The sequence below is a fragment of the Arthrobacter sp. D5-1 genome (assembly GCF_017357425.1).
Taxonomy (GTDB): domain Bacteria; phylum Actinomycetota; class Actinomycetes; order Actinomycetales; family Micrococcaceae; genus Arthrobacter.
In genome coordinates this window covers 478,937-504,880 of record NZ_CP014571.1, presented here as the reverse complement: position 1 = coordinate 504,880, position 25,944 = coordinate 478,937, and the positions used below count along the sequence as shown (strand labels likewise).

General features: G+C 63.8%; 28 protein-coding genes. 14 read left to right on the top strand and 14 right to left on the bottom strand.

Annotation, left to right across the window (positions count from 1 at the left end; genetic code table 11):
* The first annotated feature begins 1 nt into the window (after position 1).
* Entirely contained in the window at positions 2–430 is a 429-nt protein-coding gene (locus AYX22_RS02465) for a VOC family protein (RefSeq protein WP_207595977.1), read from the top strand.
* 14 nt (positions 431–444) lie between these two features.
* The gene (locus AYX22_RS02460; protein ID WP_207595976.1) at positions 445–1,266 is read left to right on the top strand and encodes an MBL fold metallo-hydrolase; all 822 of its coding nucleotides are present in this window, start codon (positions 445–447) and stop codon (positions 1,264–1,266) included.
* 35 nt (positions 1,267–1,301) lie between these two features.
* On the opposite strand, the gene AYX22_RS02455 is transcribed toward AYX22_RS02460, so the two are convergent.
* The 3 genes from AYX22_RS02455 to AYX22_RS02445 are packed head-to-tail and all read right to left on the bottom strand — an operon-like array spanning position 1,302 to position 3,735.
* Entirely contained in the window at positions 1,302–2,114 is an 813-nt protein-coding gene (locus AYX22_RS02455) for a biotin-dependent carboxyltransferase family protein (protein ID WP_207595975.1), read from the bottom strand.
* A gap of 54 nt (positions 2,115–2,168) precedes the next feature.
* Positions 2,169–2,918: a 5-oxoprolinase subunit PxpA gene (locus tag AYX22_RS02450; protein WP_207595974.1), complete on the bottom strand. Its 750-nt coding sequence runs from the start codon at positions 2,916–2,918 to the stop codon at positions 2,169–2,171.
* Positions 2,902–3,735 carry a hypothetical protein gene (locus AYX22_RS02445; protein WP_207595973.1) on the bottom strand — a complete coding sequence of 278 codons (834 nt, stop codon included), beginning with the start codon at positions 3,733–3,735 and terminating at the stop codon, positions 2,902–2,904. Before AYX22_RS02445 ends, AYX22_RS02450 begins: the two co-directional genes overlap by 17 nt.
* Before the next feature lie 198 nt (positions 3,736–3,933).
* Between AYX22_RS02445 and AYX22_RS02440 the strand changes: the two genes are divergently transcribed.
* Positions 3,934–4,098, top strand: a complete 165-nt coding sequence (locus tag AYX22_RS02440) for a hypothetical protein (protein WP_207595972.1) — start codon at positions 3,934–3,936, stop codon at positions 4,096–4,098.
* Positions 4,099–4,172: 74 nt separating this feature from the next.
* Positions 4,173–5,477, top strand: coding sequence for an MFS transporter (locus tag AYX22_RS02435; protein WP_207595971.1), 1,305 nt, complete (start codon positions 4,173–4,175; stop codon positions 5,475–5,477).
* A 72-nt stretch (positions 5,478–5,549) separates the two neighbouring features.
* Here the strand turns inward: AYX22_RS02435 and AYX22_RS02430 are convergent, their stop codons facing one another.
* Entirely contained in the window at positions 5,550–5,936 is a 387-nt protein-coding gene (locus AYX22_RS02430) for an META domain-containing protein (RefSeq protein ID WP_207595970.1), read from the bottom strand.
* A gap of 468 nt (positions 5,937–6,404) precedes the next feature.
* Here AYX22_RS02430 and AYX22_RS02425 point away from each other — a divergent pair, with 468 nt between their 5' ends.
* Complete coding sequence (locus AYX22_RS02425; RefSeq protein WP_207595969.1) at positions 6,405–6,689, top strand: hypothetical protein; 285 nt, start codon at positions 6,405–6,407, stop codon at positions 6,687–6,689.
* A gap of 37 nt (positions 6,690–6,726) precedes the next feature.
* Here AYX22_RS02425 and AYX22_RS02420 read toward each other — a convergent pair whose 3' ends face one another.
* Positions 6,727–7,464, bottom strand: coding sequence for a GAF and ANTAR domain-containing protein (locus tag AYX22_RS02420; RefSeq protein WP_207595968.1), 738 nt, complete (start codon positions 7,462–7,464; stop codon positions 6,727–6,729).
* Positions 7,465–7,648: 184 nt separating this feature from the next.
* Positions 7,649–8,929 carry a LuxR C-terminal-related transcriptional regulator gene (locus AYX22_RS02415; protein ID WP_207595967.1) on the bottom strand — a complete coding sequence of 427 codons (1,281 nt, stop codon included), beginning with the start codon at positions 8,927–8,929 and terminating at the stop codon, positions 7,649–7,651.
* A 218-nt stretch (positions 8,930–9,147) separates the two neighbouring features.
* Between AYX22_RS02415 and hxlB the strand changes: the two genes are divergently transcribed.
* Positions 9,148–9,663 carry a 6-phospho-3-hexuloisomerase gene (gene hxlB, locus AYX22_RS02410; protein WP_242703607.1) on the top strand — a complete coding sequence of 172 codons (516 nt, stop codon included), beginning with the start codon at positions 9,148–9,150 and terminating at the stop codon, positions 9,661–9,663.
* 60 nt (positions 9,664–9,723) lie between these two features.
* The gene (gene hxlA / locus AYX22_RS02405; protein WP_207595966.1) at positions 9,724–10,347 is read left to right on the top strand and encodes a 3-hexulose-6-phosphate synthase; all 624 of its coding nucleotides are present in this window, start codon (positions 9,724–9,726) and stop codon (positions 10,345–10,347) included.
* 127 nt (positions 10,348–10,474) lie between these two features.
* Here hxlA and ilvD read toward each other — a convergent pair whose 3' ends face one another.
* The gene (ilvD, locus tag AYX22_RS02400) at positions 10,475–12,337 is read right to left on the bottom strand and encodes a dihydroxy-acid dehydratase (RefSeq protein ID WP_207595965.1); all 1,863 of its coding nucleotides are present in this window, start codon (positions 12,335–12,337) and stop codon (positions 10,475–10,477) included.
* An 85-nt stretch (positions 12,338–12,422) separates the two neighbouring features.
* Between ilvD and AYX22_RS02395 the strand changes: the two genes are divergently transcribed.
* Positions 12,423–13,250, top strand: a complete 828-nt coding sequence (locus AYX22_RS02395) for a helix-turn-helix transcriptional regulator (RefSeq protein WP_207595964.1) — start codon at positions 12,423–12,425, stop codon at positions 13,248–13,250.
* A 22-nt stretch (positions 13,251–13,272) separates the two neighbouring features.
* Here the strand turns inward: AYX22_RS02395 and AYX22_RS02390 are convergent, their stop codons facing one another.
* The 3 genes from AYX22_RS02390 to AYX22_RS02380 form a co-directional block, all read right to left on the bottom strand.
* Positions 13,273–14,382, bottom strand: coding sequence for a DNA alkylation repair protein (locus AYX22_RS02390; RefSeq protein ID WP_207595963.1), 1,110 nt, complete (start codon positions 14,380–14,382; stop codon positions 13,273–13,275).
* A gap of 78 nt (positions 14,383–14,460) precedes the next feature.
* Positions 14,461–15,711 (bottom strand): FAD-dependent oxidoreductase, encoded by a 1,251-nt coding sequence (locus AYX22_RS02385; protein ID WP_207595962.1) that lies wholly within the window; start codon positions 15,709–15,711, stop codon positions 14,461–14,463.
* Complete coding sequence (locus AYX22_RS02380) at positions 15,704–16,993, bottom strand: aromatic acid/H+ symport family MFS transporter (RefSeq protein ID WP_242703489.1); 1,290 nt, start codon at positions 16,991–16,993, stop codon at positions 15,704–15,706. The genes AYX22_RS02385 and AYX22_RS02380 overlap by 8 nt, the downstream gene beginning before the upstream one ends.
* A gap of 48 nt (positions 16,994–17,041) precedes the next feature.
* Here AYX22_RS02380 and AYX22_RS02375 point away from each other — a divergent pair, with 48 nt between their 5' ends.
* From AYX22_RS02375 to AYX22_RS02355, 5 genes are all read left to right on the top strand, one after another.
* A complete protein-coding gene (locus AYX22_RS02375; RefSeq protein ID WP_242703488.1) occupies positions 17,042–17,857 on the top strand; it encodes an IclR family transcriptional regulator in 816 nt (271 codons plus the stop codon).
* 200 nt (positions 17,858–18,057) lie between these two features.
* On the top strand, positions 18,058–19,185 hold the full coding sequence (locus tag AYX22_RS02370) for a cupin domain-containing protein (RefSeq protein WP_207595961.1): 1,128 nt from the start codon (positions 18,058–18,060) through the stop codon (positions 19,183–19,185).
* A complete protein-coding gene (locus tag AYX22_RS02365; RefSeq protein WP_207595960.1) occupies positions 19,186–20,022 on the top strand; it encodes a fumarylacetoacetate hydrolase family protein in 837 nt (278 codons plus the stop codon). It begins immediately after the preceding gene.
* Positions 20,022–20,786 (top strand): maleylpyruvate isomerase family mycothiol-dependent enzyme, encoded by a 765-nt coding sequence (locus AYX22_RS02360; protein WP_207595959.1) that lies wholly within the window; start codon positions 20,022–20,024, stop codon positions 20,784–20,786. Before AYX22_RS02365 ends, AYX22_RS02360 begins: the two co-directional genes overlap by 1 nt.
* A gap of 47 nt (positions 20,787–20,833) precedes the next feature.
* Positions 20,834–21,715 carry an SGNH/GDSL hydrolase family protein gene (locus AYX22_RS02355; RefSeq protein WP_207595958.1) on the top strand — a complete coding sequence of 294 codons (882 nt, stop codon included), beginning with the start codon at positions 20,834–20,836 and terminating at the stop codon, positions 21,713–21,715.
* Position 21,716: 1 nt separating this feature from the next.
* Here the strand turns inward: AYX22_RS02355 and AYX22_RS02350 are convergent, their stop codons facing one another.
* The 3 genes from AYX22_RS02350 to AYX22_RS02340 form a co-directional block, all read right to left on the bottom strand.
* A complete protein-coding gene (locus tag AYX22_RS02350) occupies positions 21,717–22,508 on the bottom strand; it encodes a peptidase M56 family protein (RefSeq protein ID WP_207595957.1) in 792 nt (263 codons plus the stop codon).
* The gene (locus AYX22_RS02345) at positions 22,505–23,089 is read right to left on the bottom strand and encodes a sigma-70 family RNA polymerase sigma factor (protein WP_207595956.1); all 585 of its coding nucleotides are present in this window, start codon (positions 23,087–23,089) and stop codon (positions 22,505–22,507) included. The genes AYX22_RS02350 and AYX22_RS02345 overlap by 4 nt, the downstream gene beginning before the upstream one ends.
* 120 nt (positions 23,090–23,209) lie before the next feature.
* The gene (locus tag AYX22_RS02340) at positions 23,210–24,304 is read right to left on the bottom strand and encodes an EAL domain-containing protein (protein ID WP_207595955.1); all 1,095 of its coding nucleotides are present in this window, start codon (positions 24,302–24,304) and stop codon (positions 23,210–23,212) included.
* Between the two features lie 173 nt (positions 24,305–24,477).
* Here AYX22_RS02340 and AYX22_RS02335 point away from each other — a divergent pair, with 173 nt between their 5' ends.
* The gene (locus tag AYX22_RS02335; protein ID WP_207595954.1) at positions 24,478–25,296 is read left to right on the top strand and encodes a CPBP family intramembrane glutamic endopeptidase; all 819 of its coding nucleotides are present in this window, start codon (positions 24,478–24,480) and stop codon (positions 25,294–25,296) included.
* Here AYX22_RS02335 and AYX22_RS02330 read toward each other — a convergent pair.
* Positions 25,293–25,901, bottom strand: coding sequence for a MarR family transcriptional regulator (locus AYX22_RS02330; protein WP_207595953.1), 609 nt, complete (start codon positions 25,899–25,901; stop codon positions 25,293–25,295). The two genes, AYX22_RS02335 and AYX22_RS02330, sit on opposite strands and share 4 nt — an antisense overlap.
* Positions 25,902–25,944 lie beyond the last annotated feature (43 nt).

Sequence of the window (25,944 nt, the reverse complement as noted above, 5' to 3'; positions counted from 1 at the left end):
CATGCCGATCAAACTTGAAAACGTTGGTATCGCGGTCCGGGATCTTGAAGAAACCATCGCCTTTTTCACGGATCTCGGCCTCACAGTGTTGGGCCGTGACACGGTCAGCGGCGAGTGGGCCGATACGGCCGTAGGGCTGGACGGCAACCACGCCAAAATAGCGGTGCTCCAAACTCCGGATGGCAACGGCCAACTGGAGCTTTTTGAGTACCTCCACCCTGACGCGATCGAAACAAACCCCACCCTTCCCAACGAGATCGGCATGCACCGGGTTGCTTTCTCGGTGGACGACATCGATCATGCCCTGGAGATCGCTGCCAAGCACGGATGCCATCCTCTGCGCGGCGTTGCCACGTACGGTGACGCCTACAAGCTCACCTACCTCCGCGGGCCGAGCGGGATCCTGGTCATGCTGGCACAGAAGCTCTAGAGGGAGGCGCTTCCATGCTGAAGCACGTCGCCGAGGGCGTTTTGGTTCACGAGAGCGAATTCATCCAGAGCAACTGCACGGTGGTGCAGGGCCGGGACGGTGTCCTGCTGATCGATCCCGGCATTACGGTCAACGAAATGGCCGCCATCGCGGACGACCTCCGCGGGTTGGGCCAGCCTGTCCTGGCCGGCTTCTCCACACACCCCGACTGGGACCATGTGCTCTGGCATCCTGACTTCGGCAACCCGCCCCGCTACGGCACGGCACGCTGCGCGGCCTCCATCCAGTCGGTCCTGGCCGCCGCTGACTGGAAAGAACAGGTAGCCGAGGGGCTGCCTCCGGAGCATGCCGATGAGATCCCCATGGAACTGCTCGGCCTCATTTCCGGACTGCCCGCTGACACTGTCAAGGTCCCATGGGACGGACCCACCGTCCGCATTCTGGAGCATCAAGCCCACGCCCCTGGCCACGCAGCGCTCCTGATCGAGGGGGCCGGCGTCCTGGTAGGCGGCGACATGCTGTCCGACATCCTGATGCCGTTCCTCGACCTCGAGGCAGCGGATCCGCTCACTGACTACCTTGAAGCGCTGCGGCTCTTCGATTCCGTGGCCGGCGATGTTGTTGCCGTCGTCCCTGGCCACGGTTCGGTGGGTCTGGCCGGGCAGTTGCGGGAACGCATTGCCCTGGATCGCGCTTACGTGCAGGCGCTGCAAGATGACCGTGAGCCCGAGGATCCGAGGGTTGGCCCGTCCGCTCCTTTGGAGTGGCTGGCCGACGTGCATGGGTGGCAGGTGCAACGGCTCGCCGAAAAACGGCGGGGCAGAGATTTCTCATGAAATGCCGGCCTCGAGAAAATCGACACCACGTTTTCTCAGCCGAGCAAGTGCACCATCTGCCCTGGCCGTGCTTGGCCCACCAGGTCCAGGTCTTCGTCGCGCACCACAGCAATCACCGGCGATTTGGCCGCTGCCGGACGGCCGGCCAACGCAATGACGGGAAGGCCCGACGGCGGCAGCACCACTGCGCCCAAGGCCAACGGTTGAGGATGGGCTGCTTGGGTTTCGGCAGCTGGAGCCGTTTGCACAACCTCAAGGGGCCGACCCATCAATCGCGCACCCACGCGGTCCAATTTCGGCGAGAGAGTCCACGGTTCCGTGGTCAATCGAAGCCACGTGCCGGCGTCGATATTCGGAGCCTGCGGGTCATCCGGCCCCTCTGGCACACGCGAAACCCTGGCAACTACCGGTCGCTCGGGGTCCAGTGCCCGCCGGGCGGGGTGGTTGGCCTCAGGGAAACCCTGGCCGTGTGGCTTTCCGAACGTCACGTACTCACCGGCCGACAGCGCCTGGCTGGGCGCCGACACACCACCTTGGACCCCTACGTAATAACGGATCCCAAACAACGCCGGCCCGAAATCCAACACTGCTCCGGGAGCTACCCTGACAGCTTTGTTCAGCGGAAATTCTGAACCGTTGAGCGTCACCACACCCTCGGCGCCTGTGACTGCGACAGCCGATCCCGTCACGAACCTGAGCCTCAGTCCGCCCACCAGCACTTCGAGTCCGGCCTCATGTTCAGGATTTCCCAGCAAGGCGTTCGCCAGGTGCAGGGACCTCCGGTCAAGGGCTTGATCGGGCTTGAGGGCAAGCGTCAGCGTTCCGGGGACCACCACCAGTGCACTCATCCGGCAGACTCCTCCTTCACGAACCAGCAGAACGTTGCCTACACAGCATCAGCCCTATGCGAACGCCTCAATCGGCACACCGGCCTGCTCAAGACCTTCCCGGACAGCAGCGACCATATTGACAGCCCCCGGCGTGTCTCCGTGAATGCACAAGGAATCAGCCACTACTGGGACAACAGTTCCGTCGATGGCGAGGATTTCCTTGCGCGTTGCCAGCCTTACGGCCTGAGCCACCACCGCAGCGGGGTCATGCAGCACTGCGCCGTCCTGGCTACGGGGTACAAGTGTGCCGTCCGGAAGATAGGCACGGTCCACGAACGCCTCGCGGAATACTGGATGACCGGATTCTTCTGCGAGCTTCAGCCATTCGGAGCCCGGCAAGCCAAGCACGGGCAGCCCGGGATCGTAAGCGTGGACGGCCGCGACCACGGCTTCGGCCTGCTCGGCATCACGGACAATCCGGTTGTAGAGCGCGCCATGCGGCTTCACGTAATCCACCGACGCTCCCACAGCGTGGGCCATTCCATCGAGGGCGCCGAGTTGATACAAAACGTCGCCGAAGAGTTCGTCGAAGGTCATGTCCAGGGAACGCCGGCCGAAGCCCGCCAAGTCCCGGTAGCCCACGTGCGCTCCTACTCGGACATCCAGTTCAAACGCCGCCCTGCAGCTGTCCAACATGGTGAGAGGATCACCGGCGTGGAAGCCACAGGCCACGTTGGCACTGCTCACGATGCGGAACATCGAGGCATCATCACCCATGGTCCAGGAGCCGAAGGACTCCCCGAGGTCAGCGTTCAGGTCCACTGTTACCGCCTTCCAGCGTGAGGGTTTCTGCCGCTTCGGGAGCGACGCCATTCTTTGGTGCATTGGGAAGCAACTCACCCGGGATGGTATCGGGCAGGGGGCCGAAGGCTTCCTTGGCGGTGGAGACCACGGCGCGGCCCATCATGAGGTTGCCGGCACCACCCACCACAGCGCCCACGCCGAAAGGCAGGGCACGGCCCAGGAACGCGGTCCCCTGGCGCTTCACAAGGTTCTTGAGGAAGGCCCGCTGGATGGAGTCGCGGATGACGCCAAAGCCGCTTCCCGGAATCTTCTTGGTGAGGGTCCTGCCCCAAGCGTTGGTTACGCCCTTTCCGCGGCCGAGCGATTGGCCACTCAGTGCCCCGAGCATGGACGTGCCTTCTTCGCCCAGCATGATGGCCATGACCATGGTTTGCGCACGTACGGGATCAGTAAGCCGGATTCCGTGGAGCTCCGCCAAGGACGACGCATAGAGGGCGGTAGTCTCCAGGAAGCCCACGGTGGCGAGCGCGGAAAGTCCCAGGGACGCTGCAGTTCCGATGCCGGGAACGACGGCCGTTGCACCCACCGCTGCACCTCCACCGGAGATGGCGAGCAAGTAGTGGCGCTCCAGTTTCGCTGCGAGTTGGGCCGGGGTGTCATGGGGGTGTCTGCGCTGCAGCCTGCGCAGGTTGGCCAGCACCAAGGGGCGCTGGACCTCGACAGCCTTCAGCAGGACATTATGGACGCCGGGCTTGGTGTTGCCTTCCTGATCAAAGACTGCGTTATGGGCTGTCTCTTGGGCGATTTTCACCGCCGGGTTGGGTCGCTTGGGCATCTTCACCTCTCCTTGGCAGCTGGGTCGTCATACTGGGAACTGCTGGATTCAGCCTATGCCACGCCCCTGACCTGCGAGACCTCCACGGGGTGCTATGTGGATACTATTCCGCGCACAGCGGACGTCCCAGCAGAGCTCCCGCGGCGTAGACTGGGGGCACTCACGGAAGCAGTCCACCCAGGACAGGAAGTATCCGTTATGAACGCCTCGGAAAAGAACGAACACGTTATCCGACACCACACCGACGCCCCGGCGGAGGGTGAAACCGAAGGCTGGGTTTCGCACGATACCGGCATCCACAGCCAGGATCCGGCGGAAGGCCCGGATATCGACGACGACGTGCCGCCGTCGGGCGCTTCATAACCCGGGTTCCTACCGCACGCGCCATTGGCAGGCGCGCCTTCCACAGCGCCAACGCCCAGGTCTAGGCTGGTGAAATGGCTGCGTTAAGAGCGCTGCGTCCGTTTGCGCACCGGGAATTCCGTGTGCTGATTTCCGCGCTGTCCATTTCCATTTTTGGATCGGGCATGTGGGCAGTGGCGATGGTCTACGAGGTGATTCACCTCGGCGGCGGTCCGTTGGAACTGTCACTGGTGGCCACTGCTGCCAGCCTGGGCCTGGTGGGTTTCGTGCTGGCCGGAGGCATTGCGGCCGACAGGCTCCCTCAACGGCTCCTGATTATTGCGGTAGAAGGCGCCAACCTGGCAGTCATCGCGACCATCACGGCGCTGGCCATGCTTGACGTGCTTGAGCTGTGGCATCTGGCCATCGGCGCCTTTGTCCTGGGTGTGGGGCAGGCGTTCTTCTTTCCGGCGTACTCGGCGATCCTGCCGCGTATCCTGCCCGCCGACGATCTCTTGGCCGCCAATGGCTTGGAGGGCACCGTGCGGCCGGTCCTGCAACAGGCAGCGGGCCCGGCACTTGCCGGAATCCTGGTGGCAGCGCTGTCACCGGCACACGCTGTAGCGGGAGTTGCTGTGTGTCATTTGCTGGCGTTCGGAATCGTGAACTTCCTGAGCCGGCAAACTTTGGGAACGGACGCGGTTGGTACCGATGGGACACCAGCGAAGTCGTCCCTCTTCAAGGACCTCGCGGAAGGGTTCAGCTACACCATCCGCACCCCTTGGCTGCTGTGGACCCTGATCTGGGCCTGCCTGTCGGTGCTGTTCCTGATCGGACCCATCGAGGTCCTGCTGCCGTTCGTTGTCCAGGACCAATTGGGCGGCGACTCGAGGATGTTCGGGTTCCTGCTGGCCATCATGGGCGTAGGAAGCGCCATCGCCGCGCTGGCTACCGCATCCTTTCGTCTGCCCCGCCGCTACCTCACAGTGATGGTGCTGACGTGGGGCCTCGGCAGCCTGCCCGTGGCGGCCATTGGGTTCATGAACAGCTTTTGGATGCTCGGCGCTGCCATGCTGATCTTCGGAGTCACAGAGGGGATCGGCACCGTCATCTGGGGAACGTTGCTGCAGCGTCGCGTGCCACGGCATCTGCTGGGCCGGATTTCCAGCCTGGACTTCTTTGTTTCCCTGGCTCTGATGCCGGTTTCCATGGCCCTCGCCGGCCCCATGGCGGAAGTGGTTCCGATCTGGCTGATCTTCTTCGTCGGTGGTTTGGCGTGCCCCATCATGGCCTTTGTTGCCCTCTTCGTGGCACGCATGATGACGGATGAGATCCAGCATCCCTTGACGTCGGGCAGCTCCGATGCTGAGACTGCAGACACCCAGCCAGACGCTGTGTAGCGTGGGCACCACCACGTTGCTCTACCGCCCTGCCGGGTAACACCGTCTCCAGGCGCCTGCTCCCAGCCCGTGCTACTTGCCGGCAGCCAGCGTGCCGATCTGATCCCCGCCTTGGCCGAAAACAGCCAGTTTTCCGTCTTCCTGGATCTTGGCGGTGGCAGCGTTCGAGAGCCATGTGTCAACGCCTTGGCAAGCCATCCGAGTAGACGAAAAACCTCCGAACGATACGGTTTTTCCGTCCTCTTTCCAGGAGCCGACAAGCCTGTTGCAACCATCCGTTCCGGTGGCACTTCCGTCTGACTTCATGTCAAGGGAGGGCTGCTTGGCGTCACTGGTATCACCCCAGACTCCGACGAACGGGCTGGTGCCGCTTCCCACGCAGCCCGCCAGGAAAGCAGCAGCCAAGAATGCCAGGGAAACAACGCGGACAATGCGGGTCTGGGTCTGGGCCTGCGCCATGCGGTCAGTCTAGGTTCACTGCAGGACCATGCACCATAGTCCGGACCCGCTGGCGGTGGGCTTCCGGTGGCGCTCACAATGCTGCTGATAACCGGATCGTGCGGCCGGTCGCGACTCAGACGACCGACCGCACTAGCCCGGTTTACGCAGCGACGGCGCCCCGGGCGGGCCCCAGAACCCGCCCCACCCATCGCTGCCAACTCCGTCGGTGAACCGCAACGCAGCCGAAAAGGGCAACGGCGCAGTCCGCGGTTCAACGACATGGGCACTCAATATGTGCGTTGACCTGCGGAAACGTGACGCGGCGTTTGGAGAAATTCTTGACAGGGGCTGCCTCGCATTCAGCGCCAGCCCGAAGATCCTTACCACTGAACAACAACGCTTCCAGGAACGGCATCACATTTCCGTTGACCCGCCCACATATCAGTAGACAGAAAAACACCCAACGGATGCGCCCAGGAGCATGATGTGAAGTCACCCAACGGAATGGCCATGACGGCCTCCCCTGCGTTTACCGACGCACCGGATATCCACCTCTTGTTCATGGCGGGATTGGTGTTCCTGGCCGGTGTGGCCGGGGTTGGCGCGGTGACCCTCCTGCTCTTGTTGGCACCTTTCGCCGCGTTGCTGGTGGCCCGGCCCCGGACGAAAAAGATCCTCGAAAGTACCACTGCGCCTGCTGCGCCTGGCCCCATCCCCTTCCAAGACAAGACGCCCGACGGCGGGAGCGGGAGCAGATTGTGGATCTGCTGATGGGGTTGTACCGCTGGCTTCATTCACCTAACACGGTTTAGTCCTCGAACCGCAGGTGGTTTTCGGTGGTGCCACTCAAGTGGGCGATGATGTCCGATGCGACGGCATGCAGTTTCTGGTTCCTGTGGCTGGAAGCTTTGGTCAGGAACTCGAAGGCTTCGTCCTGGGTGCATCGGCTCTGGGCCATGATGACCCCACAGGCCAGGTCGATAACAGTCCTGGAAGACATTGCTGTCTTCAGGTCCGCGTTGAGTTGCTCCACGGTTTCGATCCTGATGGCCAGACGCAACGTACTGCCGGTAACCTCCGTAAAAGCGGCAGCTTCGTCGATCACAGCCTGCGTGAAAGTACCGGCGTTGGGAGCAAAGAAGTTAATGACCGCCTGGGATGTTTCGCCCAGGTCCATGGGTACGCCCAAGGCGGAGTGAATACCCTCAGCAGCCAAGGCCCGGCTGTACTCCGGCCAACTGGTGTCGGTGGCAACGTCTGCCAGCAGCACCGGACGGCCCGCGTCCAGCGCTTCCAGGCAGGGGCCCTGCCCCAGGGACTGTTCGATCTTGTCCAGATGCACCGCCCTCGCACTGCTGCCCGCAACGGTGGCGGTGCGCTTGCGGCGGCGCAGCGTGAGTGCACAGTCGATATTTTCACCGGCAACTTTGCTCATCGCATCGGCCGCGAAGCCGGTCACACCGTTGAGGATCGCGTGGATGTCCGAGCTGCCAACCACCAACTCATGCAAGCTTCGGATGTGTTCGGCACTCCCGTTGGGTTCCATAGGCCTAATCGTAGGAAGTGTTGGGCCTCCCGTCACGTGCTGTCACCGAGTGGCATGGTGTCCAAAGTGAAACGGTCGACGGCGGGTACCTCCGTCCGTCGAGCGCTTGCAGCAAAATCTTGCGCATCAGCCGGTATTCCCGGACAACGCAACCAGCTCGCCGGCGCTTTCGAACTACATTCAATTACCGCAGCCCTGCCGAGTGCGCCAAGGCAATTGCCTCCGCCCTGGAACGCACGTCGAGTTTCCGGAAGAGATTCCGGATGTGGAACTTCACTGTGTTTTCACTGATGTGGAGGGCACCGGCGATGCTCCGGTTCCGCTGCCCAGAGGTTAGCAACTGCAGGACCTCCAGCTCGCGTGGTGCCAGATCCCAGACGGCTACATCGCCGCCGGGGGCTGGCGGTGGATCCAGCGGCAGCACGACGGAAATGTCCGCGCCCCAGCCCTGCATCACTTCAAGGGACATCCGCCCGTCAACGGCCTGCACCCGCTGTTGCAGCCGGGCAATGCTGGGCGAATCCGGCGAGAGTGCGCCCAGACCGTCGTCGCGGACGTTGATCAACAGGTTCCCGCCATCGCAATCCCACTGCGCGCGGACCCTCCGGACGTCCGGTTGCTCCGCAATGGCCAGGACCAGCCCGCGGACAACGGCACGCGCGGCATGGGCCACTTCGCCAGGGAGTGCACGACCGTTGGCGGGTGGCTCGATGAACTGGATGTCGATATTGCTGAAGTGCATCAGGGGCCGGAGGTCCTCGCGCAGCCGCTCGAAAGCCGTCGCTACCGGTTCTTCCACCAGGTCGCTGGTGCGGTCGCTGAGTGTGCGCAGATCCACCAGGGCTTTGACGGCGAGGTCAGTCACGGAGGCGCGCGCCGCGGCGTCGTTCATTGACGTCGACCGCAGGGCAGCGAGCAGGGTTTCGAGGGTGGTGGAGTGCTGGTCTACCAACTCGGCCGTCACTCGGATCCGCTCAGCGGATGCGGCCCGCGATTCCAAAAGGTACGACGGCGGCGCGTCGGTCACTTTTTCATGGATGCGTCGGGCGGTTAATCGCCATAGGTAGGTGAGAAGACGGAGAGCCTCCTCTTCCGCTTCCGAACCGTCCGACCTTTCCAGTCCGGCAGTCATGGAGGGGTCTGTCAGGACCAACAGCGCTTGGCTGGGCGCGTAGCCCAAGGCGAGAACCTCCCGCTCCCTACCCGCGATGACCGCAGAAGTGCGCCACGGATCCTCCCCCGGCATCGCTGCCCTCAGCCGGTCCAATTCTGTGATGGAAACACGGCTGACGATGCCCTCATCGCCCGCCTTTTTCTGGGGCCGGCCAGTGCAGTCCTCAGTGAAGATGACCAGGGCGCTGCCCGCCAGGAACGGGAGCGTGGCCCCGCGGAGGCTTTCGGCAATACGGTTCAGCGGCGCGGCAGCGAGGTCGCTGACGGCGTGAAGGAGGTCCCAGTTCTGCATCGGCCCAGCATACGTTCCAGTGAAGAGCGGGCACTACCCAAAGGGGTAGGAAAAGCTGTCACAAAACAGCGTTCCGCCCACCCATCAACTGCACCAAGCTGAAACGGAAGACATTCACGGCAACTGAAGGAGAAAGTGTGGACGCTGTCGCAGAAGAGCACGTCCTGAGCCAAACACCAGCCCAGGCCGCCCTCAACCTGTCCCTGATCCAGGGCGAGATAGTGAGCACCACCAACGCGATCGACGTTGGTCAGTTGGCAGTCCTCGCCGAAAGAATCCGCAGGGCGGAACGGGTCTTCCTCGCCGGGGCCGGACGCAGCGGGCTGGTGCTCCGCATGGCAGCCATGCGCCTCATGCATCTGGGCCTGACGGTCCACGTCGCTGGGGACACCACAACACCCGCCATCGCCGCCGGCGATCTCCTTGTGGTTGCCTCCGGCTCGGGGACCACCTCCGGAGTGGTCAAGGCAGCCGAAACAGCCATCGCCGCCGGTGCAAACGTCGCTGCCGTGACCACCAACCCGGGATCACCCCTGGCGGGATTGGCCGATGCGTTGGTGATTATTCCCGCCGCCCAGAAGACCGATCATGGCTCCAGCCTTTCCCGCCAGTACTCCGGCAGCCTGTTCGAGCAATCCCTTTTCCTCGCAACCGAGGCAGTGTTCCAAACCCTTTGGGAGAACACGGACGAGCCTGCCGAACAACTCTGGCTGCGCCACGCCAACCTCGAGTAGCCCGACCCAAGCCTGCACCGCCCGTTCCAAAACAAACCCTCCGAAAGAAAGAAAAAACCAATGAAACTTCAGGTAGCACTGGATCTCCTCACCGTCGAGGACGCCCTTGAACTGGCCGGCAAAGTGGCCGAGCACGTGGACATCATCGAACTCGGCACGCCGCTGATCAAGGCCGCCGGGCTCTCGGCTGTCACTGCCATCAAGGAAGCGCACCCCACCAAGATCGTCTTCGCCGACATGAAGACCATGGATGCCGGCGAGCTTGAAGCCGACATCGCGTTCAACGCCGGAGCGGACCTGGTTTCCGTCCTGGGCACGGCCGACGATTCCACCATTGCCGGCGCGGTAAAGGCTGCAAAGGCCCACAACAAAGGCATCGTTGTGGACCTGATTGGTGTGGCAGACAAGGCTTCCCGCGCCAAGGAAGCCCGCGCGCTGGGTGCCACGTTCGTCGAGTTCCACGCAGGCCTGGATGAGCAGGCACAGCCCGGATACAACCTGCGCAGCCTGCTCAACGCCGGCGAGGAAGCACGCGTCCCGTTCTCAGTTGCCGGCGGCGTGAACGCTGGAACCATCGCAGCAGTCCAGTTGGCAGGTGCCGACGTCGCCGTCGCAGGCAGCGCCATCTACAGCGCCGCGGATCCCGAGCTGGCAGCCAAGGAACTGAAGGCAGCCATCAACTAGTTCAGCCCTCTACCGCAAACGTCGGCCTGCCCATCCGGGCAGGTCGACGTTTGTGCTGGCGCCGCACCGCCGTCGTCCGGCAGTGAAGGACGACGGCGGCAGGCGGCTTTCGCTGGCTACGGGACCTCTAGAGGTTCTCCACCAGGGAGACGTCGCGGACGGCGCCCTTGTCCGCGGACAGTGCCATGGCGGCATAAGCGCGCAGCGCAGGTGAGACGTGCCGTTCGCGGTCCTTCGGCTTGTAGCCGCCGTTCACTTCAAGCTTTTCGCGGCGTTCGGCCAGGATTTCGTCGGAGACCTGCAACTGGAGGGAGCGCTGCGTGATGTCGATGCTGATGATGTCGCCATCCTCCACCAGGGCGATGGCGCCACCGGAGGCAGCCTCCGGTGAGATGTGGCCGATCGACAGGCCGGAGGTGCCACCGGAGAAGCGGCCGTCCGTGATGAGGGCGCACTTTTTGCCCAGGCCGCGGCCCTTGAGGAACGAGGTTGGGTAGAGCATTTCCTGCATGCCCGGGCCGCCCCTGGGGCCTTCGTAGCGGATGACCACCACGTCGCCTTCCTTGATGGTCTTGTTCAGGATTTTCTCCACGGCTTCGTCCTGTGACTCGCACACAACTGCGGGGCCTTCGAAGATCCAGATGGACTCGTCCACGCCTGCGGTCTTCACCACAGCGCCGTCCACTGCGACGTTGCCGCGCAGCACAGCCAGGCCACCGTCCTTGGAGAACGCGTGCTCGACGGATCGGATGCAACCACCCTCAGCGTCGGTATCCAGGGAGGTCCACTGGTTCGACTGCGAGAAAGCGGTGGAGGAACGGACGCCACCGGGGGCTGCGTGCCACAGTGCTTGCGCTTCCTCGGTGGCCTTGCCGCCGCGGATGTCCCAGTCGTCCAGCCAGCCATCCAGATCATTGGAGTGCACCGAGTGGACATTCTTGTGCAGGAGGCCGCCGCGGTTCAGCTCACCCAGCAGGGCCGGGATGCCGCCGGCGCGGTGGACATCTTCCATGTAATACGTCTTGTCCCCAGCGACGTTCGGCGCCACCTTGGCCAGGCACGGCACTTGGCGGGACTTGGCGTCCATCTCGGCCAGGCCGTACTCCACGCCCGCTTCCTGGGCTGCAGCCAGCAGGTGCAGGATGGTGTTGGTGGAACCGCCCATGGAGATGTCCAGGGCCATGGCGTTATCGAAGGCCTCGGCGGTAGCGATGGAACGCGGCAGCACCGAGTCGTCGTCGCCGTCGTAATAGCGCTTGACGAGCTCGACGACGGTGGCGCCGGCTTTCTCGTACAGCGCCTTGCGCGCGGTGTGGGTCGCCAGTACGGACCCGTTGCCCGGCAGGGCCAGGCCGATCGCCTCGGCGAGGCAGTTCATGGAGTTGGCGGTGAACATGCCGGAGCACGAACCACAGGTGGGGCAGGCGTTCTCTTCGATAAGGTTGATGTCTTCATCGGAGATGGATTCGTCCACGGCGTCGGCAATCGCGTTCACCAGGTCCAGGGAGCGTACGGAACCGTCGGTCAGCGTAACCCGGCCGGCTTCCATCGGGCCGCCGGAGACGAACACTACGGGGATGTTCAAACGCAGGGCGGCCATGAGCATGCCCGGGGTGATCTTGTCGCAGTTGGAGATGCAGACCAGGGCATCGGCGCAGTGGGCGTTGACCATGTACTCCACGGAGTCGGCGATCAGGTCGCGGGACGGCAGGGAGTACAGCATGCCGGAGTGGCCCATGGCGATGCCGTCATCCACGGCGATGGTGTTGAATTCGCGCGGCACAGCGCCCGCGGCGAGGATCGCATCGGAAACGATCCGGCCCACGGGGGCAAGGTGGGTGTGGCCGGGGACGAATTCGGTGAAGGAGTTGGCCACGGCGATGATCGGCTTGCCGATGTCGGTGTTGGCGACGCCGGAGGCGCGCAGCAGTGCGCGGGCGCCGGCCATGTTGCGGCCGTGGGTAACTGTTCTTGAGCGTAGTGCAGGCATGAAACCATCCTGCTGTTGTTCTACAGCGGGTGGAAGACGGTGTTGCTACTAGTAGTGAAAGTACCAGAGTAATAGTGTTGGGTCCGTGAAAGATGAGAGACGCAAGGAACTGGGACTCTTCCTCCGGACGCGGCGCAACCAAGCCCTTCGTTCCGACTACGGCCTGCCGCCTGTGGGACGTTCCCGCGAGCGCGGGCTGCGCCGGGAAGAGATCGCCTTCCTGTCCGGCGTCAGCGTCACCTGGTACACCTGGCTGGAGCAAGGGCGGGACATCAGCCCCTCGCGCCAGGTGCTGGAATCCATTGCACGGGCGCTGCATCTCTCCGACACCGGGCTGGGCTATGTACTGTCGCTGGGTGGATATTCATCCACTCCACCGAAGGGCCCGGTGGCCGCCGATGCTCCCGCACATGTGCAGCGCCTGCTGGATGCCCTGGACCCCAACCCTTCTTACGCTTTGTCCCCGGACTGGGGAATCGCCGGATGGAATCGCGCGTACGAAGCGCTCTACCCCAACATCGGGACGTTCGATGCCTCGGACCGGAACCTCCTGTGGCTCGTCTTCACCGATTCCTACATCCGTGACCTGCTTCCGGACTGGGACGTCACGAGCAAGCGCTTTTTGGCTGAGTTCAGGGCCGAGACCGGCCAACGGCTGGGTGACCCCGATGTGGAGTACCAGGTAGGCCGACTCAAGGAAGCCAGCCCGGAGTTCCAGGAAAGCTGGGACCGGTACGACATCCTGGGCTTCGAATCCCGTGAGCGCCAGTTCCACCACCCTGCTGTTGGCGTGTTGCATCTGGAACACCACCAGGTCTCGCCGTCGGACCGGCCGGACCTGCACATCGTGGTCTACACGCCCGCGCCCGGGAGCGATGCCGGGGAGCAGATGCAGCGGTTGATGGGGATCTGAAGCACGGTGCCGGGCACCCGGTTCAGCTGAGCTCCTGCTTGTCCAGGACGAAGTGCGCAGGCGTCGACGCGACGCCGTTTGCCTGGACCACAACGTAGTGCTGCCCCGGGTAATAGGAACGGGTTGTTATGGGGCGGAACGAGTGCGTTTTTGTGACAGTGACAGTCTCGCCGGGAGGAATGCGGCGGGACGTGAGCTTGAAGGTCTTGGCGCTGACTGTGCCGTTGGCCCGTTGGAACCCGATGGAATAGTCAATGGCTGCGTTGGCGGCCTGGGGGCCTTGGTTGACTACCTCGGCTGAAAATTCCACAGTTCCATCCCAGGCGACTGCCGTGTGGCTGAGCTGGGGCTCCCTGACGACGAGCTGGCCGCCGGTGTAGCCCAGGAGGGCGAGCGCCTCCGGATTGCCTCGCTTAACCAAGGTCCTGAGTCCATGCCGTATCACCTTGGGTGTGGTGTCATCCGGCTTTCCAGACCAACGGCGGGCAGTGGCCAGCACCAGCTGCGGATCGATCCGGCTCAGGTCGTTGAGATGGTTCGCTGCGGAGCGTCGGACATAGTCGGTGGGATCCAGATAGGTGGCATCAAGGATTCCCTGCGTCGCCGCGGGATTGGCCACCAGCCAAGGTACCCGCCTAGCCCATGGCAGGTAGGCGCGGGAGCCCTCCGTTGCGAGTCGGCGGACGTGTTCGTCGTGGTGATTCGTCCAGGTTTGCATCGTCGACAGGGCACGTTCCGGCCGGGCAGCGATGAGGTCGCGGATAGCGAACTCTGCCGTGAGCCTCCCAGTAAGGCGGGACAGGACCGTGAGCGCAGCGTCAAAGTCGGTCAGCGACCCCGATTGAAGCGCCCTGGCGGCCACGACTTCGGTGGCCGGCCAGACCATCCATCCCGTAAACCGGGGGTCATCGAGAGCATCGAGCATGATCCTCTGAACATCGGAGGATCCCGCCGGTAAGTCCTGAAGGAGGGCATCCCTCACTACATCCAACCGCTGCCGGAGCCGTTGCCCGTCGAGGGCGCCATGCGAGCGCTCCAGCGTTGGCATCTCAATGCCGGGACTGGCGCCCTTGAGGAGGGACCGCAGCTCGGTCACCACCTTGGAATTGATCAGCTCATCCATGGTGCCCATACATTTCCTCCTTCGCCGGTGTTGTCATCGTAGGCGACGGGAGAGACATCGAAAGCGGGCATGCACAGGCGCCAAGCGTCAGGCTGGCAGCTGGCTGGCAACCCGTGGCGCCTCCGGTGCCGGCAAGCCTTCACCGGTTTGACCGTAGAGCCAGTCGTTGTACTGGAAATCGTTGTCCTTGCGGCTCTTGAAGAGCAGGTTTCGCAGCGTCCGGGCCAGTCCGGCGACGTGCCAGGATTCGCCCCACACACGGGCGGTGCGCTGGACGCGGGCAGTGCGGGCTGCGCGGACAGTGTTGAACGCCGCAATTGCCTCATCCCACGCATCCGGATTGACGCCGTCAGCTGTGAAGACCGTGCCGGCGCTGACGTCCTGCAACACGGCGGCGTCCTCGAGTGCCTGGCAGGCGCCTTGGGCGAGGTACTGCAGCATGGGGTGGGCGGCGTCGCCCATCAGGACCATGCGGCCGGCAATCCAGTTTTCGATCGGATCGCGATCGTACATGGGCCAGCGAATGCCCGTGCCGAGGTTCGCGAGGGCTGCCTGCACGGCGGGAACACAATCCTTGTAGGCGGCCTGGAGCTCGTCCACTCCCCCATACTGCTCTTCACCGCGCTCAAATGACGGCGATTTGAAGACGGCCACGGTGTTCAGCAGTTCGCCCTTGCGCAGGGGGTACTGCACCAAGTGGCAGTCGGGGCCGAGGTAGACCACCACGTCCTCGAGGTCGGCTGCCGGGGTCTCATGGGTAATAGGGACGGTGCCGCGGTACGCAACGTAGGCGGAGGAGACAGGCTCATCGGATGCCACCAGCGGCCGCAACGTGGACTTCAGCCCGTCGGCGCCGATCACCACATCTGCTTCATAGTCCACACCGGCTGCTGTGTGCACCACGCCGCGGCCGTTCACGGTTTCCACGCTGTCCACCATGACGTCGTTGACCAGTTTCACGCCCGCCGCTTCGCATCCTTCCAGGAGCACGCGGTGCAGGTCGCTGCGGTGGATCACCACGTACGGGGCGCCATAGCGTTCCTCAAACTCGCCGCGCAGCGACTGGCGCGTGAGCTCTTCACCGGTGGTCGCGTCGCGGAATACCAGGTGCTTGGGCTGCACGCCGACCTCAAGCGCCTTCTCCAGCAGGCCCCAGCGTTTCAGGACCCGCGAGGCGTTCGGCGCCATCTGCAGGCCGGCTCCCACCTCGCCGAATTCGGGTGCGCGTTCCACCAGCGTGACGTTCGCACCGTTTGCGCGGAGGGCCAATGCGCCGGCCAGCCCGGCCATTCCCCCTCCCACAACCAGGACATGAGTGGACGTGGTGTACTCAGACATTGTTTGCTCCTTGGGAGATCTTTGATTTGATGTTGAGTCCGACGGCGGCCAGAAGGACCGCTGCGAGGGCGGCGGCGCCGGCGAACGCGAGGAAGTTGGAGTTGACGCCCAGCCCGGCTGCCAGCAGGAGCCCACCCACCTGGGGTGCGATGACGGCGCCAATGCGGCCGGTGCCCAGCGCCCAGCCAAGCGCGGTTCCGCGCAGATGATCGGGATAGTGGCTGGCCACCGCGGCGATGATCAGGCACTGCGTGCCGTGCGTTCCGACGCCGGCAAGCACCAGGGCGAGGTACACCACGGCCACTGAAGGCCCGGTCAAGAGAACCAGAAGCCCGACGGCGGCCACAGCGGCTGCCGCTATCGCCGTCGGAATCGGGCCGAAGCGCGTGCCGGCCCACGCGGTAATCACCGATCCGGCAACGGCTCCGAGATTCAGGGCCAGTGCGAACGTCAGCGCCGAGCCGAGGTTGTAGCCGGCCAGTTGCATGAGGTTGGGCAGCCAGATTCCCAAGCCGTACCAGGCGAAAAGGGTGGCGATGGTGGCCAAGGCGAACAGTACGCTGACGCCGAGGTAAGGCGCGCGCAGGAGGGATCCAAAGCCGGGTTTGGGGCCCTGGAACTGGGGGGTCCCCGAGGCCTTGCCCGGCGGCAGTGTCTCAGGGATGTACTTCATACCCAGTGGCACGACGATCACCAGCGCCAGGACGGCCACCAGGAACATTGCCTGCCACCCGAAGGCTGGAATCATGGGAATCCCCACCAGCGCAGCAATGGACCCGCCGATCGGCACCCCGGACATCATTAACGTTGCAATGGTGGAACGCCACTTTGCAGGGACCAGTTCGGCAACCAGTGCATTGGCTGAGGGCACCAGACCACCCAGGCCAATTCCGGCCAGGAGCCGGAGGGCACCGAAGATCGCGGCGTTGGGAGCAAAGGCACAGAGAACGGTGAAGACGGAGAACAGAACCGCGCATCCAAGGATGGTCTTACGCCTGCCCCAGGAATCAGCCATGCGGCCGGCGAAGATCGCGCCGATCATCATTCCGAGGAACGCCATGGAGCCGATGGTGCCCGCCGTTGCTTTGGTGAGCCCCCACCCGGTGTCGGAGATCAGGGACGATTGCACGGTGCCGTAGACGATGAGGTCATAGCCGTCGAAGACCACCAGCAGCCAGCAGACCAGGACGGCCAGGGCCGACCCTTTGGAAAAGCGCGGGGTGTGGCCCTCAATACCGGCGGTGGGCCGTTGCGACGCTGCAGCGGGAAGTGTGTGATTCATCCCACCACTGTCCTGTCCATCGGCAATAGAGCACCATAGAATTCTGTTGTGCAGAATAATCCGACTTCCATGTCCAGCCGTAAGCCGGTACAGAAACGGCCTACCTACTCCATTGAGGCCGTGGATAACGCCCTCCAACTCCTGCAGTTGCTACGGGATGGCGGCGCACTCCGGCTCAAGGACGCCGCCGCGGAGTTGGGCGTCGCCCCGTCAACGGCCCACCGCCTTTTGGCAATGCTGGTTTACCGTGGATTCGCCGTTCAGGACGAGAACCGCCGCTACGTTCCGGGCCCTGCGATGGGTGTCGGCCCCGCTGGCCTGAGCTGGACGCGGCTGCTCCGCGACCTCGCCCAGCCGCACATGGAACTTCTTTCCGGTCAACTCAACGAGACCGTCAACCTCATGGTCCGCGTGGGTACCAAGGTCCGTTTCCTGTCCACCGTGGAGGGCAGCAACGTGCTGCGCGTGGGTGACCGCCAAGGCACCGTCATGCCCGCAAACAGGACCTCCGGCGGAAAAGCGATGCTTGCAGAACTGGAGCCCGTGATGATCGAGCAACTGTTCCGAAGCCATAACGCGGAGATCGGCGGAGACACCATCCCGGACAAAGAATTCCCGACCTTCCTCCGCGAACTGGAAACCACCAGGAGCAACGGGTTTGCTGCCAATTTTGAGGGAACCGAGGAGGGTGTCAGCGCCTTGGGCATGGCCCTGCATAACGGGCATGGCTCGGTGGTGGGGGCGCTCAGCGTCGCCACGCCTGCCACACGGTTCCGTAAGGTGTTCGACGCCGGCCTGGTCACCGCGATGCGCGAGACCTGCCGGCAGTTGGAGGTAGACATAGCGGCGAACCCCACCGACTGAGCAGCGCATCAGGTCAAGCAGCCTCCACCCACGCCTTGCGAGGCCCGCTCTGCGCGAAAAGAATCCCGCGAAGGGTGCAGAGTAGGCCTCACAAGGCAGGAACTAATTCTGTACAGCAGAATATTCTCGGACTGATGCTCAAGCATCCCTAGGGTCGAACTACGCCAACGAACTGTTCGGACCCTATCCAGGAGGCCTACGTGTCCATCAGCGCCGAGAACACGACTCATGAATCTGTGGCCGCCAGCCACGCCTTGCCGGAGCCCACTCCGGAGGAAGCTGCCCAGTTGGAGCAGTTGTATAAGGACTTCGACGCAGAGAACCTGATTCCGTTGTGGACGGAGATCGGTGACCTGATGCCGATGGTGCCCACACCGAAGGCCGTCCCGCATGTGTGGCGCTGGAACGACCTCTACCCCTTGGCTGCCCGTGCCGGGGATCTGGTTCCCGTGGGCCGGGGCGGGGAACGCCGCGCGATTGCCCTGGCGAACCCCGGCCTGGCCAGCACACCGTACGCGACTCCGACGCTGTGGGCCGCGATCCAGTACTTGGGCGCCCATGAGACGGCTCCGGAGCACCGCCATTCGCAGAACGCGTTCCGCTTTGTGGTGGAGGGTGAGGGTGTGTGGACGGTGGTGAACGGGGATCCGGTGGCAATGCGTCGGGGTGATTTCCTGCTCACCCCGGGCTGGAACTTCCACGGCCACCACAATGACACCGACCAGCCGATGGCGTGGATCGACGGGCTGGACATCCCGTTCGTGCATTATGCCGATGCTGGGTTCTTCGAGTTCGGCACCGAACGTGTCACCGACGAAGCCACCCCGGACATTTCCCGCTCCGAACGGCTGTGGGCCCACCCGGGCCTGCGACCCCTGTCCGGTCTCGATGACACCACCAACTCCCCCATCGCCGCGTACCGCTGGGAACACACCGACGCCGCTCTGCGTGAGCAGTTGTTGCTGGAGGACGAGGGCCACCCGGCCACGGTGTCCCAGGGCCATGCCGCTGTCCGGTACTCGAACCCGACCACCGGTGGGGACGTTATGCCCACCATCCGGGCCGAGTTCCACCGCCTGCGCGCCGGCGCCACCACCGAGCCGCTTCGTGAGGTTGGTTCCAGTGTCTGGCAGGTCTTCGAGGGCACCGGCACCGTGGTGTTGAACGGCGAGACCAAGGCCCTGGCCAAGGGCGACCTGTTCGTGGTCCCGTCCTGGCAGGAATGGTCATTGCAGTCCGAGACAGAGTTTGATCTTTTCCGTTTCAGCGACGCCCCCATCTTTGAACGACTGAACTTCAACCGCAGCTACACCGAAGGACGCAAGTAAATGAGACTCCTCACCCTCCGCACCGAAAACGCCGCCGGCAAAGGCACCGTGGCCGTCCGCCAGGACGGCGACACCCTCACGGAGATCCCCGGCTTCGCCGATGTCGGCGCGCTGCTCGCGGACCCCGCCTGGGAGGAAAAGGCGAAGGCGGCCAACGGCGCAACGCACGCGCTCGACGGCGCCGACCTCGCCGCCGTCGTGCCCGCACCGGGAAAGATCATCTGCGTGGGCCACAACTACCGCAACCACATCAAGGAAATGGGCCGGGACATCCCGGAGCACCCCACCCTGTTCGCGAAGTACACCGAGTCGTTGATCGGCCCGAACGATGACCTCGCCCTGCCGCAGGAATCTGACACCGTGGACTGGGAAGCCGAACTCGCAGTGATCATCGGCAAGAAGGGCCGCCGCATCGCCGAGGCCGACGCTGCCGAGCATATTGCCGGGTACGCGGTCCTGAACGACGTGTCCATGAGGGACTACCAGTTCCGCACCATCCAGTGGCTGCAGGGCAAGACGTGGGAGAACTCCACCCCGTTCGGGCCGGCCCTGGTCACCCGCGACGAATTCACCGCCGGCCCGCTCATGACCTCCGCTGTAGACGGGGAAATCCAGCAGTCCACCCCCACCGGAGACCTCGTCTTCACCCCCGAGTTCCTGGTCTCCTACATCTCCACCATCATTACCCTGAACCCGGGCGACGTGATCGCGACCGGCACCCCGGGCGGTGTGGGCCACGCCCAGGACCCCAAGCGGTACCTGCAGGAAGGCCAGCTCCTGGTCACCACCATCGAGGGCCTGGGCCAGTTGAACAACCGCGTGGTCAAGGAAGCCTGATGGTCGCCCGCCACGATCTCGCCACCGATCCGGGCCTGCAGGCAGACCTCCTGCAGGCCCGGCGGGGCACCGCGTTCTTCGCCCGCAAACTGAACGAACTCTCCGATGCAGAGCTCGACGGCGGCACCCTCCTTCCGGACTGGACGCGCCGCCATGTGGTGGCGCACGTGGGATACAACGCCCGTGCGATCGCACGCCTGCTCGAATGGGCTGCCACCGGGGTGGAGACGCCCATGTATTCCTCTCCCGAGGCACGGAACCACGAGATCAGCTTCGGCGCGACCCTGTCCCCGATCGCGTTGCGGAACCTGTACGACCATTCCGCCGTGCACCTGTCCGTCGAATGGCGAGACCTGCCCGACCAGGACTGGGCCAACGAAGTCCGCACCGCCCAAGGCAGGACCGTCCCGGCGTCCGAGACCGTGTGGATGCGCACCCGCGAAGTCTGGGTCCACGCCGTGGACCTGGACAACGGAGCCACGTTCAACGACATCCCGGCCCCCGTCCTCGAACGTCTGCTCAAAGACATCACCGGCGCTTGGAAAACCCGCGGCACAAACACCGGGCTCCTCATCAACGTCAACGACACCGCAGGAAACGGCGCCGCACTCACGTTCGGCGACACCAGTGCCACCAACCCAACGATCATCACCGGTCCCCTGCCCGCCGTCGTCGAATGGGCCACGGGCCGCGGCACCTCCGGTGTCACGGCCACCGGACCCAGTGCCGAAAGTGCCGTTCTGGCCGCACCGAAGTGGATTTAGCCAGCCCACCCATGGCGATGCGCGCCCAGTAAGCGCACTATGGGGAGATGAACGCCTCCAGCGCCGATGATTGGGTGCAGGGAGGTTCCGGTAGCTTCGGGCCTGGCCTGCACCCGTGGAGCCGTTATGTGGCGTTGGGCGACTCGTTCACCGAAGGGTTGGGCGACCCCGAGCCGCGAAGCCCCGGAGGCCTGCGCGGCTGGGCGGACAGGGTGGCGGAAGAACTGAGCACCGGCCACGAGGATTTCGCCTACGCCAACCTGGCCATCAGTGGACGCTTGCTGCACGAGATCATGGCGGAGCAGGTTGGCCCGGCACTGGACCTCAAACCAGATCTGATCACCCTCAACGCCGGCGGCAACGACCTGCTCTTCCATAGGAGCGATCCTGACAAACTCGCCATGGAGCTGGATGCAGGAGTGGCAGCGTTGGCCTCCACCGGCGCCACCATCCTGCTGTTTACTGGTCCGGACTGGGGCGCCACCCCGGTGTTGGGCCTGGCCCGCGGCAAGGTGGCCATCTACAACGAGAACATTCGGGTAGTGGCTGCCCGCCACGATGCCGTCGTGGCCGATCTATGGGCGTTGCGCGAGCTGACCGACCCCAGAATGTGGGATCCGGACCGACTCCATTTCTCGCCGCTTGGCCAGCACACCATCGCCATCATGGTGCTCAATACCCTCAACGTTCCCCACTCCCTGGAGCCGTTGACACCCAAACCATTGCCGGAGCGCAACTGGCGCGAGGCCCGGGCCGGAGACATCGTCTGGGCCCGCGAGCACCTCTTCCCTTGGGTCGTGCGTCGCCTGAAGCAGCGGAACGCCGACGACGGCCGGCACCCCAAGCGACCTGAACCCGGCCCGGTGTTCGGCGCCGGGATGCCCCCCGGTACATTCGTCGGCAACGACCCCCGGAACATCACCGACTGACTCACGGAGCCGAAGGATCGCTCCCGTCAGAGATCTCAAACTCGCCAATGACCGACTTCCCGTCAGCTTCATAGACCGGCACGTGGAAGGTTTGACCTTTTCGCTCCTCCTGCCAGGCCAATGCCTCCTCAGGGCTCTTGAAGCTCATGGCGGCTGTATGACCGTTCGCTTCGTTCAAATGCGCCGTGTAGGCGTATCCACGTTTCCCGTTCGTGGCCATGACGGCGATCATGTCGGGTGAGCCATTCTCGTTCTCCATGCCGTAAGTGGTGCCATCGCCGTTAGTTGCCCACTCGGTCAACTGCGTGCTCACGTATCGTGCCGTCAGCCGCCAGCGGCTCTCCGGGGCCGTGGTGTAGGTGACGCTGTGTTGACCCGGAGCCAGCTTGGCCAAGTAGCCGCTCCAGCCGTGGGGTGTCCCGGCGTCGTCAGCTGAGCAGGCGATGCTGGACCCGTCCTGATACTGGAAGTGCCCCTCAGTCAGACACCAGAAGTCAATCTGGATGCCCGTTGTTCCCGCAGGTGGCTCTCCAAGGTCCACCGTGGCAGTCCCTTGATACGAGTCAGCTACCGGCGTGGACAGCTGCGTAACCACTTCCGCCCCGGGCACCACGAACAGTCCTGCGGCCGTGGCGCCGACGCCACCCAGAAGTCCCACGCCGGCAAACACGCCGGCGCCGATCCAGAGCCTGGCGCGTTTACGGGTCCGCCCGGCCGTGGTTTGTTCCACCCTCGACACCAGTTCCCCACGCAAAGCCCGGCTGAAGTTTGGGTCGACACGGAGCTCGTTCATCGCTGGTCTCCTTCGAAAGCGGGAGCAAGCTCTGGTGTCCCCGCGAGTGCTGTTTTCATGCGCTCCCTGGCTCGGTGCATGCGTGACTTGGCAGCTGCCGGAGAGAGGTTGAGTACGGTGGCCGCCGCGGCGATGGTGTAATCCTCGAAGACCACCAGGCTGACGAGCTGCTGATCCACAGCGTTGAGCGTGGCGAGTGCTCGAGCTGTGTCCGTGTCCAATTTGCCCTGCAGGAAAAGGTCTTCATTGGCGCTGGCAAGGTCTTGGGTCCGGGGAAGGGAAGCAAGCAGCTTTCGGTAGCGAAAGGCGGCCCGCCTGTTGTTGCGGGCCACGTTGGTGGTGGTCACCAGCAGCCAGGGAAGAATGGAGCCATCCACCAGCCGCACCTTGGCCCGGCATCGCCACAGTTCCAAGAACGCGGCAGACATGATGTCTTCGGCGTCGTGCCGTTCGGGTGAGAGCCGATACGCATGCCGGTAAACCCTGCCGTGGTGCCGGTCGTACAGCAGCCCGAAAGCCTCTCCCTCGCCGTCGAGGCTCCTCGCCCACAGTCCGCCGTCGTCGGTTTCGCTGTTCCCCATGCCCTGTATTGTCCGCGAGCGGACGAAAGGTTTCACGAAGCGGGACTTTTTTAAAGCCGTCAACCACGACGGCGACCCTCACCGTTGAGGTGAGGGTCGCCGTCGTTGTTGTGAAGACTGTCAGCCGGCCGGCTGGGATTCTGTTTGTGCCCGGATGCTCCACGCCGACCAGTCCAGCGGGTGAACCGAGGGGCGTCCCAAGAGATATCCCTGGGCTGCGGTGATGTTGAGCGCCGTCACTTCCTCGAGTTCTTCGGCCGTCTCGATGCCCACAGCAATGACTTCCGCCCCGAGCTCCCTGGCGAGCTCAACGATCGCCTTGGCCCGGATCCTTTGGCCTTCGCTGCTTTCGATGCCTTCAATCAGGTGGCGGTCCAGCTTGATGATGTCCGGTCGCAGTTGCTCCACCCGCTCCAACGCGACCAACGCTGCTCCGGAGGCGCTGACGGCCAGGCGCAAACCCAAGGCGCGCAGCGGCCCGAGTCCGTCGCGGCCGGTTTGGCCTCCGACGTCGGCCAGGCTGCCGGTGAGCTCGACAATGATCCGGTCCGGCGCGAGTGCCGCAGCGGCCAGCAGGTTCCGGACCCTGGGGTCGCTGGAGGTAGCGGGCGTGAGATTAAGGGCCACGGACATGGTTTCCGGGACGTCGTGCGCCGCGGTGAGGGCGCAGTGGAGGGCAGCGATCTCCAACTCGGTTCCCAGCCCCGCGGCAGCAGCCTCGCTGAACCAGACATCGGCGCCGGCGCCGTCTTCACCGACGAACCGGGTGAGTGCTTCAACACCCACTACGTCGCCGTTGGGGAGTGCATGGACAGGCTGGAAGGCGGTCAGCAGAAGCTTGTCCGCCAGGACCGCCTGGATTCCTTCCCGGACTTCGTGGCTGACGGGAACCGACACGGTCCGCGCTGCGTCAACAGACTCAAGGTGCACGCTGGCGGATTCGAGGTGAACCGGCACCGTAACTGCCGGCGCGGCCTCTTTGCGGGTTTCCAGCAGATGCTCCAACAAGGCACGCTGAGGGTCTTCGGGATGTGCCTCCAACAACGCACCCAGCCTGATTCTGGCGGCTTCGCTGCGCGGTTCGGTATCGGCAAGGATGGATTCGATGATGTCGTTCACCTGCTCGCGCATGGTCGCCTTAGCAGGCGGCGACGTTTCGGCAGGCGGTGACGCGTTGGCGGCATCCTGTGAAAGAGAGCCCTCTTCTTGAGCCATCAGCTATTCCTTTATGTGTATCCCCCGCTGGCAGAGCCAGACAAACTACCTGACCGGCCCATCTGTGGGCCCTGTCACGAATAATACAGAAGAACACTTCGCCGTTGTGCCGGTGCGCTTTTCCAGTCGCGCAAAACAGTGTCGCGCGGCTGCAGGCCTGAGATGCTTAGGGGGTGACGTCCCTTTCAACGGAAGCACCCCGCACCGCGCTCAGCTGGAAACTATTACCGGCGGCGCTGCTTTCGCTGTCCGGCATTCCCCTCTTTGCGATGGGAAATGAACTGCTCGGCTACGGCTTGCTGCTGGCCAGTGTTGTCACCGCCGCCTTCGTTGACAGCCGGCTGATGCGACACCTCGCGCTGATCGCGGCCGGCATGACCATCTTCAGCCTGGTGCCTCTCAATGCCGACCTCAGTACGGAGCACATGGCCCTGATGGGCGGGGCGCTCGCGCTGGCAGTGCTGGTGCCGTGGCTGGTGTCCCGCTTTGTGTATCGGGAAGACATCATCAAATTCCCCATCAACACCGGCAGGAAATGGCCCTTGGCAGCAAAGCTGTACTTGATAGGCGTCGTTGCCTTGGGCTATTTCATCCTGCCCGTCTACCTGATCAGCACCGGCGTGTACCAAAACTGGCCCGACGCCTCCGATCCCGACATCTTCTGGCGGCTCTTTTTGGGCGTTAACGCCGTAGGAATCTGGGACGAACTGTTCTTCATCTGCACCACGTTCACCCTGCTGCGACAACACTTCCCGGACTGGCTGGCGAACATCCTGCAAGCTGTGGTTTTCTCCTCATTCCTGTGGGAAATCGGATATCAGTCCTGGGGTCCCTTGCTGACGTTCCCGTTCGCGTTGCTGCAGGGGTACACCTTCAAGCTGACCAAGTCGTTCACCTACGTGGTGTCGGTGCACCTGCTGTTCGACTTCGTGTTGTTCCTGGCACTGGTCCACGCCCACAACCGGGATTGGCTGCCGATCTTCCTGTACTAGAGATGGTCCGCTACCGGGGAGCCCGCAGCACCTGCCCACGCCTCTTCGGAAACCTCGATTTCCTGTGCCATGTCATCCAGGAAGCGCATCACGATCATCCGTTCTTCCGGAGCGAGACGGGCAGCCGCCAGAAAACGCTTGGCTTGCTGCCGTCCCACCGTCCGCATCGCAGCCTCGTGCGTTTCGGGGGTGATGGCTATGGCGAGGGCCCTCCGATCGGAGGGGTGGGCCCGTCGGGTGACATGTCCCGCGCGTTCCAACCGGTCGAGCAACTTGGTGGTTGACGCCGTCGAGATGCTGAGGCGGGAGGCTATTGCGCCGGGGGTGGCAATCACGCCATGGTTCGCGCAGACAATCAAATAGTGCAGTGCACGCATGTCTGATTGGTTGAGCTTCATGTACCTCAGGGAGGCGTCGGACAGCCGCTGTTCTGCCTCCCGCAGCCGCCCCAGGGCAGCCATGAGGTCACTGATCTGCTGGACATCCTCGTCGGAGAGACCGGATCGGTCCACTAATTCCGCGTGAGGATCGTTGGCGTCCAGATGATAAACGCCGGAGGAAACCGGGGTCCCGGCTTCTTCAGGAATCTCTTCAGGACTGGACATGATGAGTATGTTACACCCAACTTCCTACATGGTAGCCTTTCTT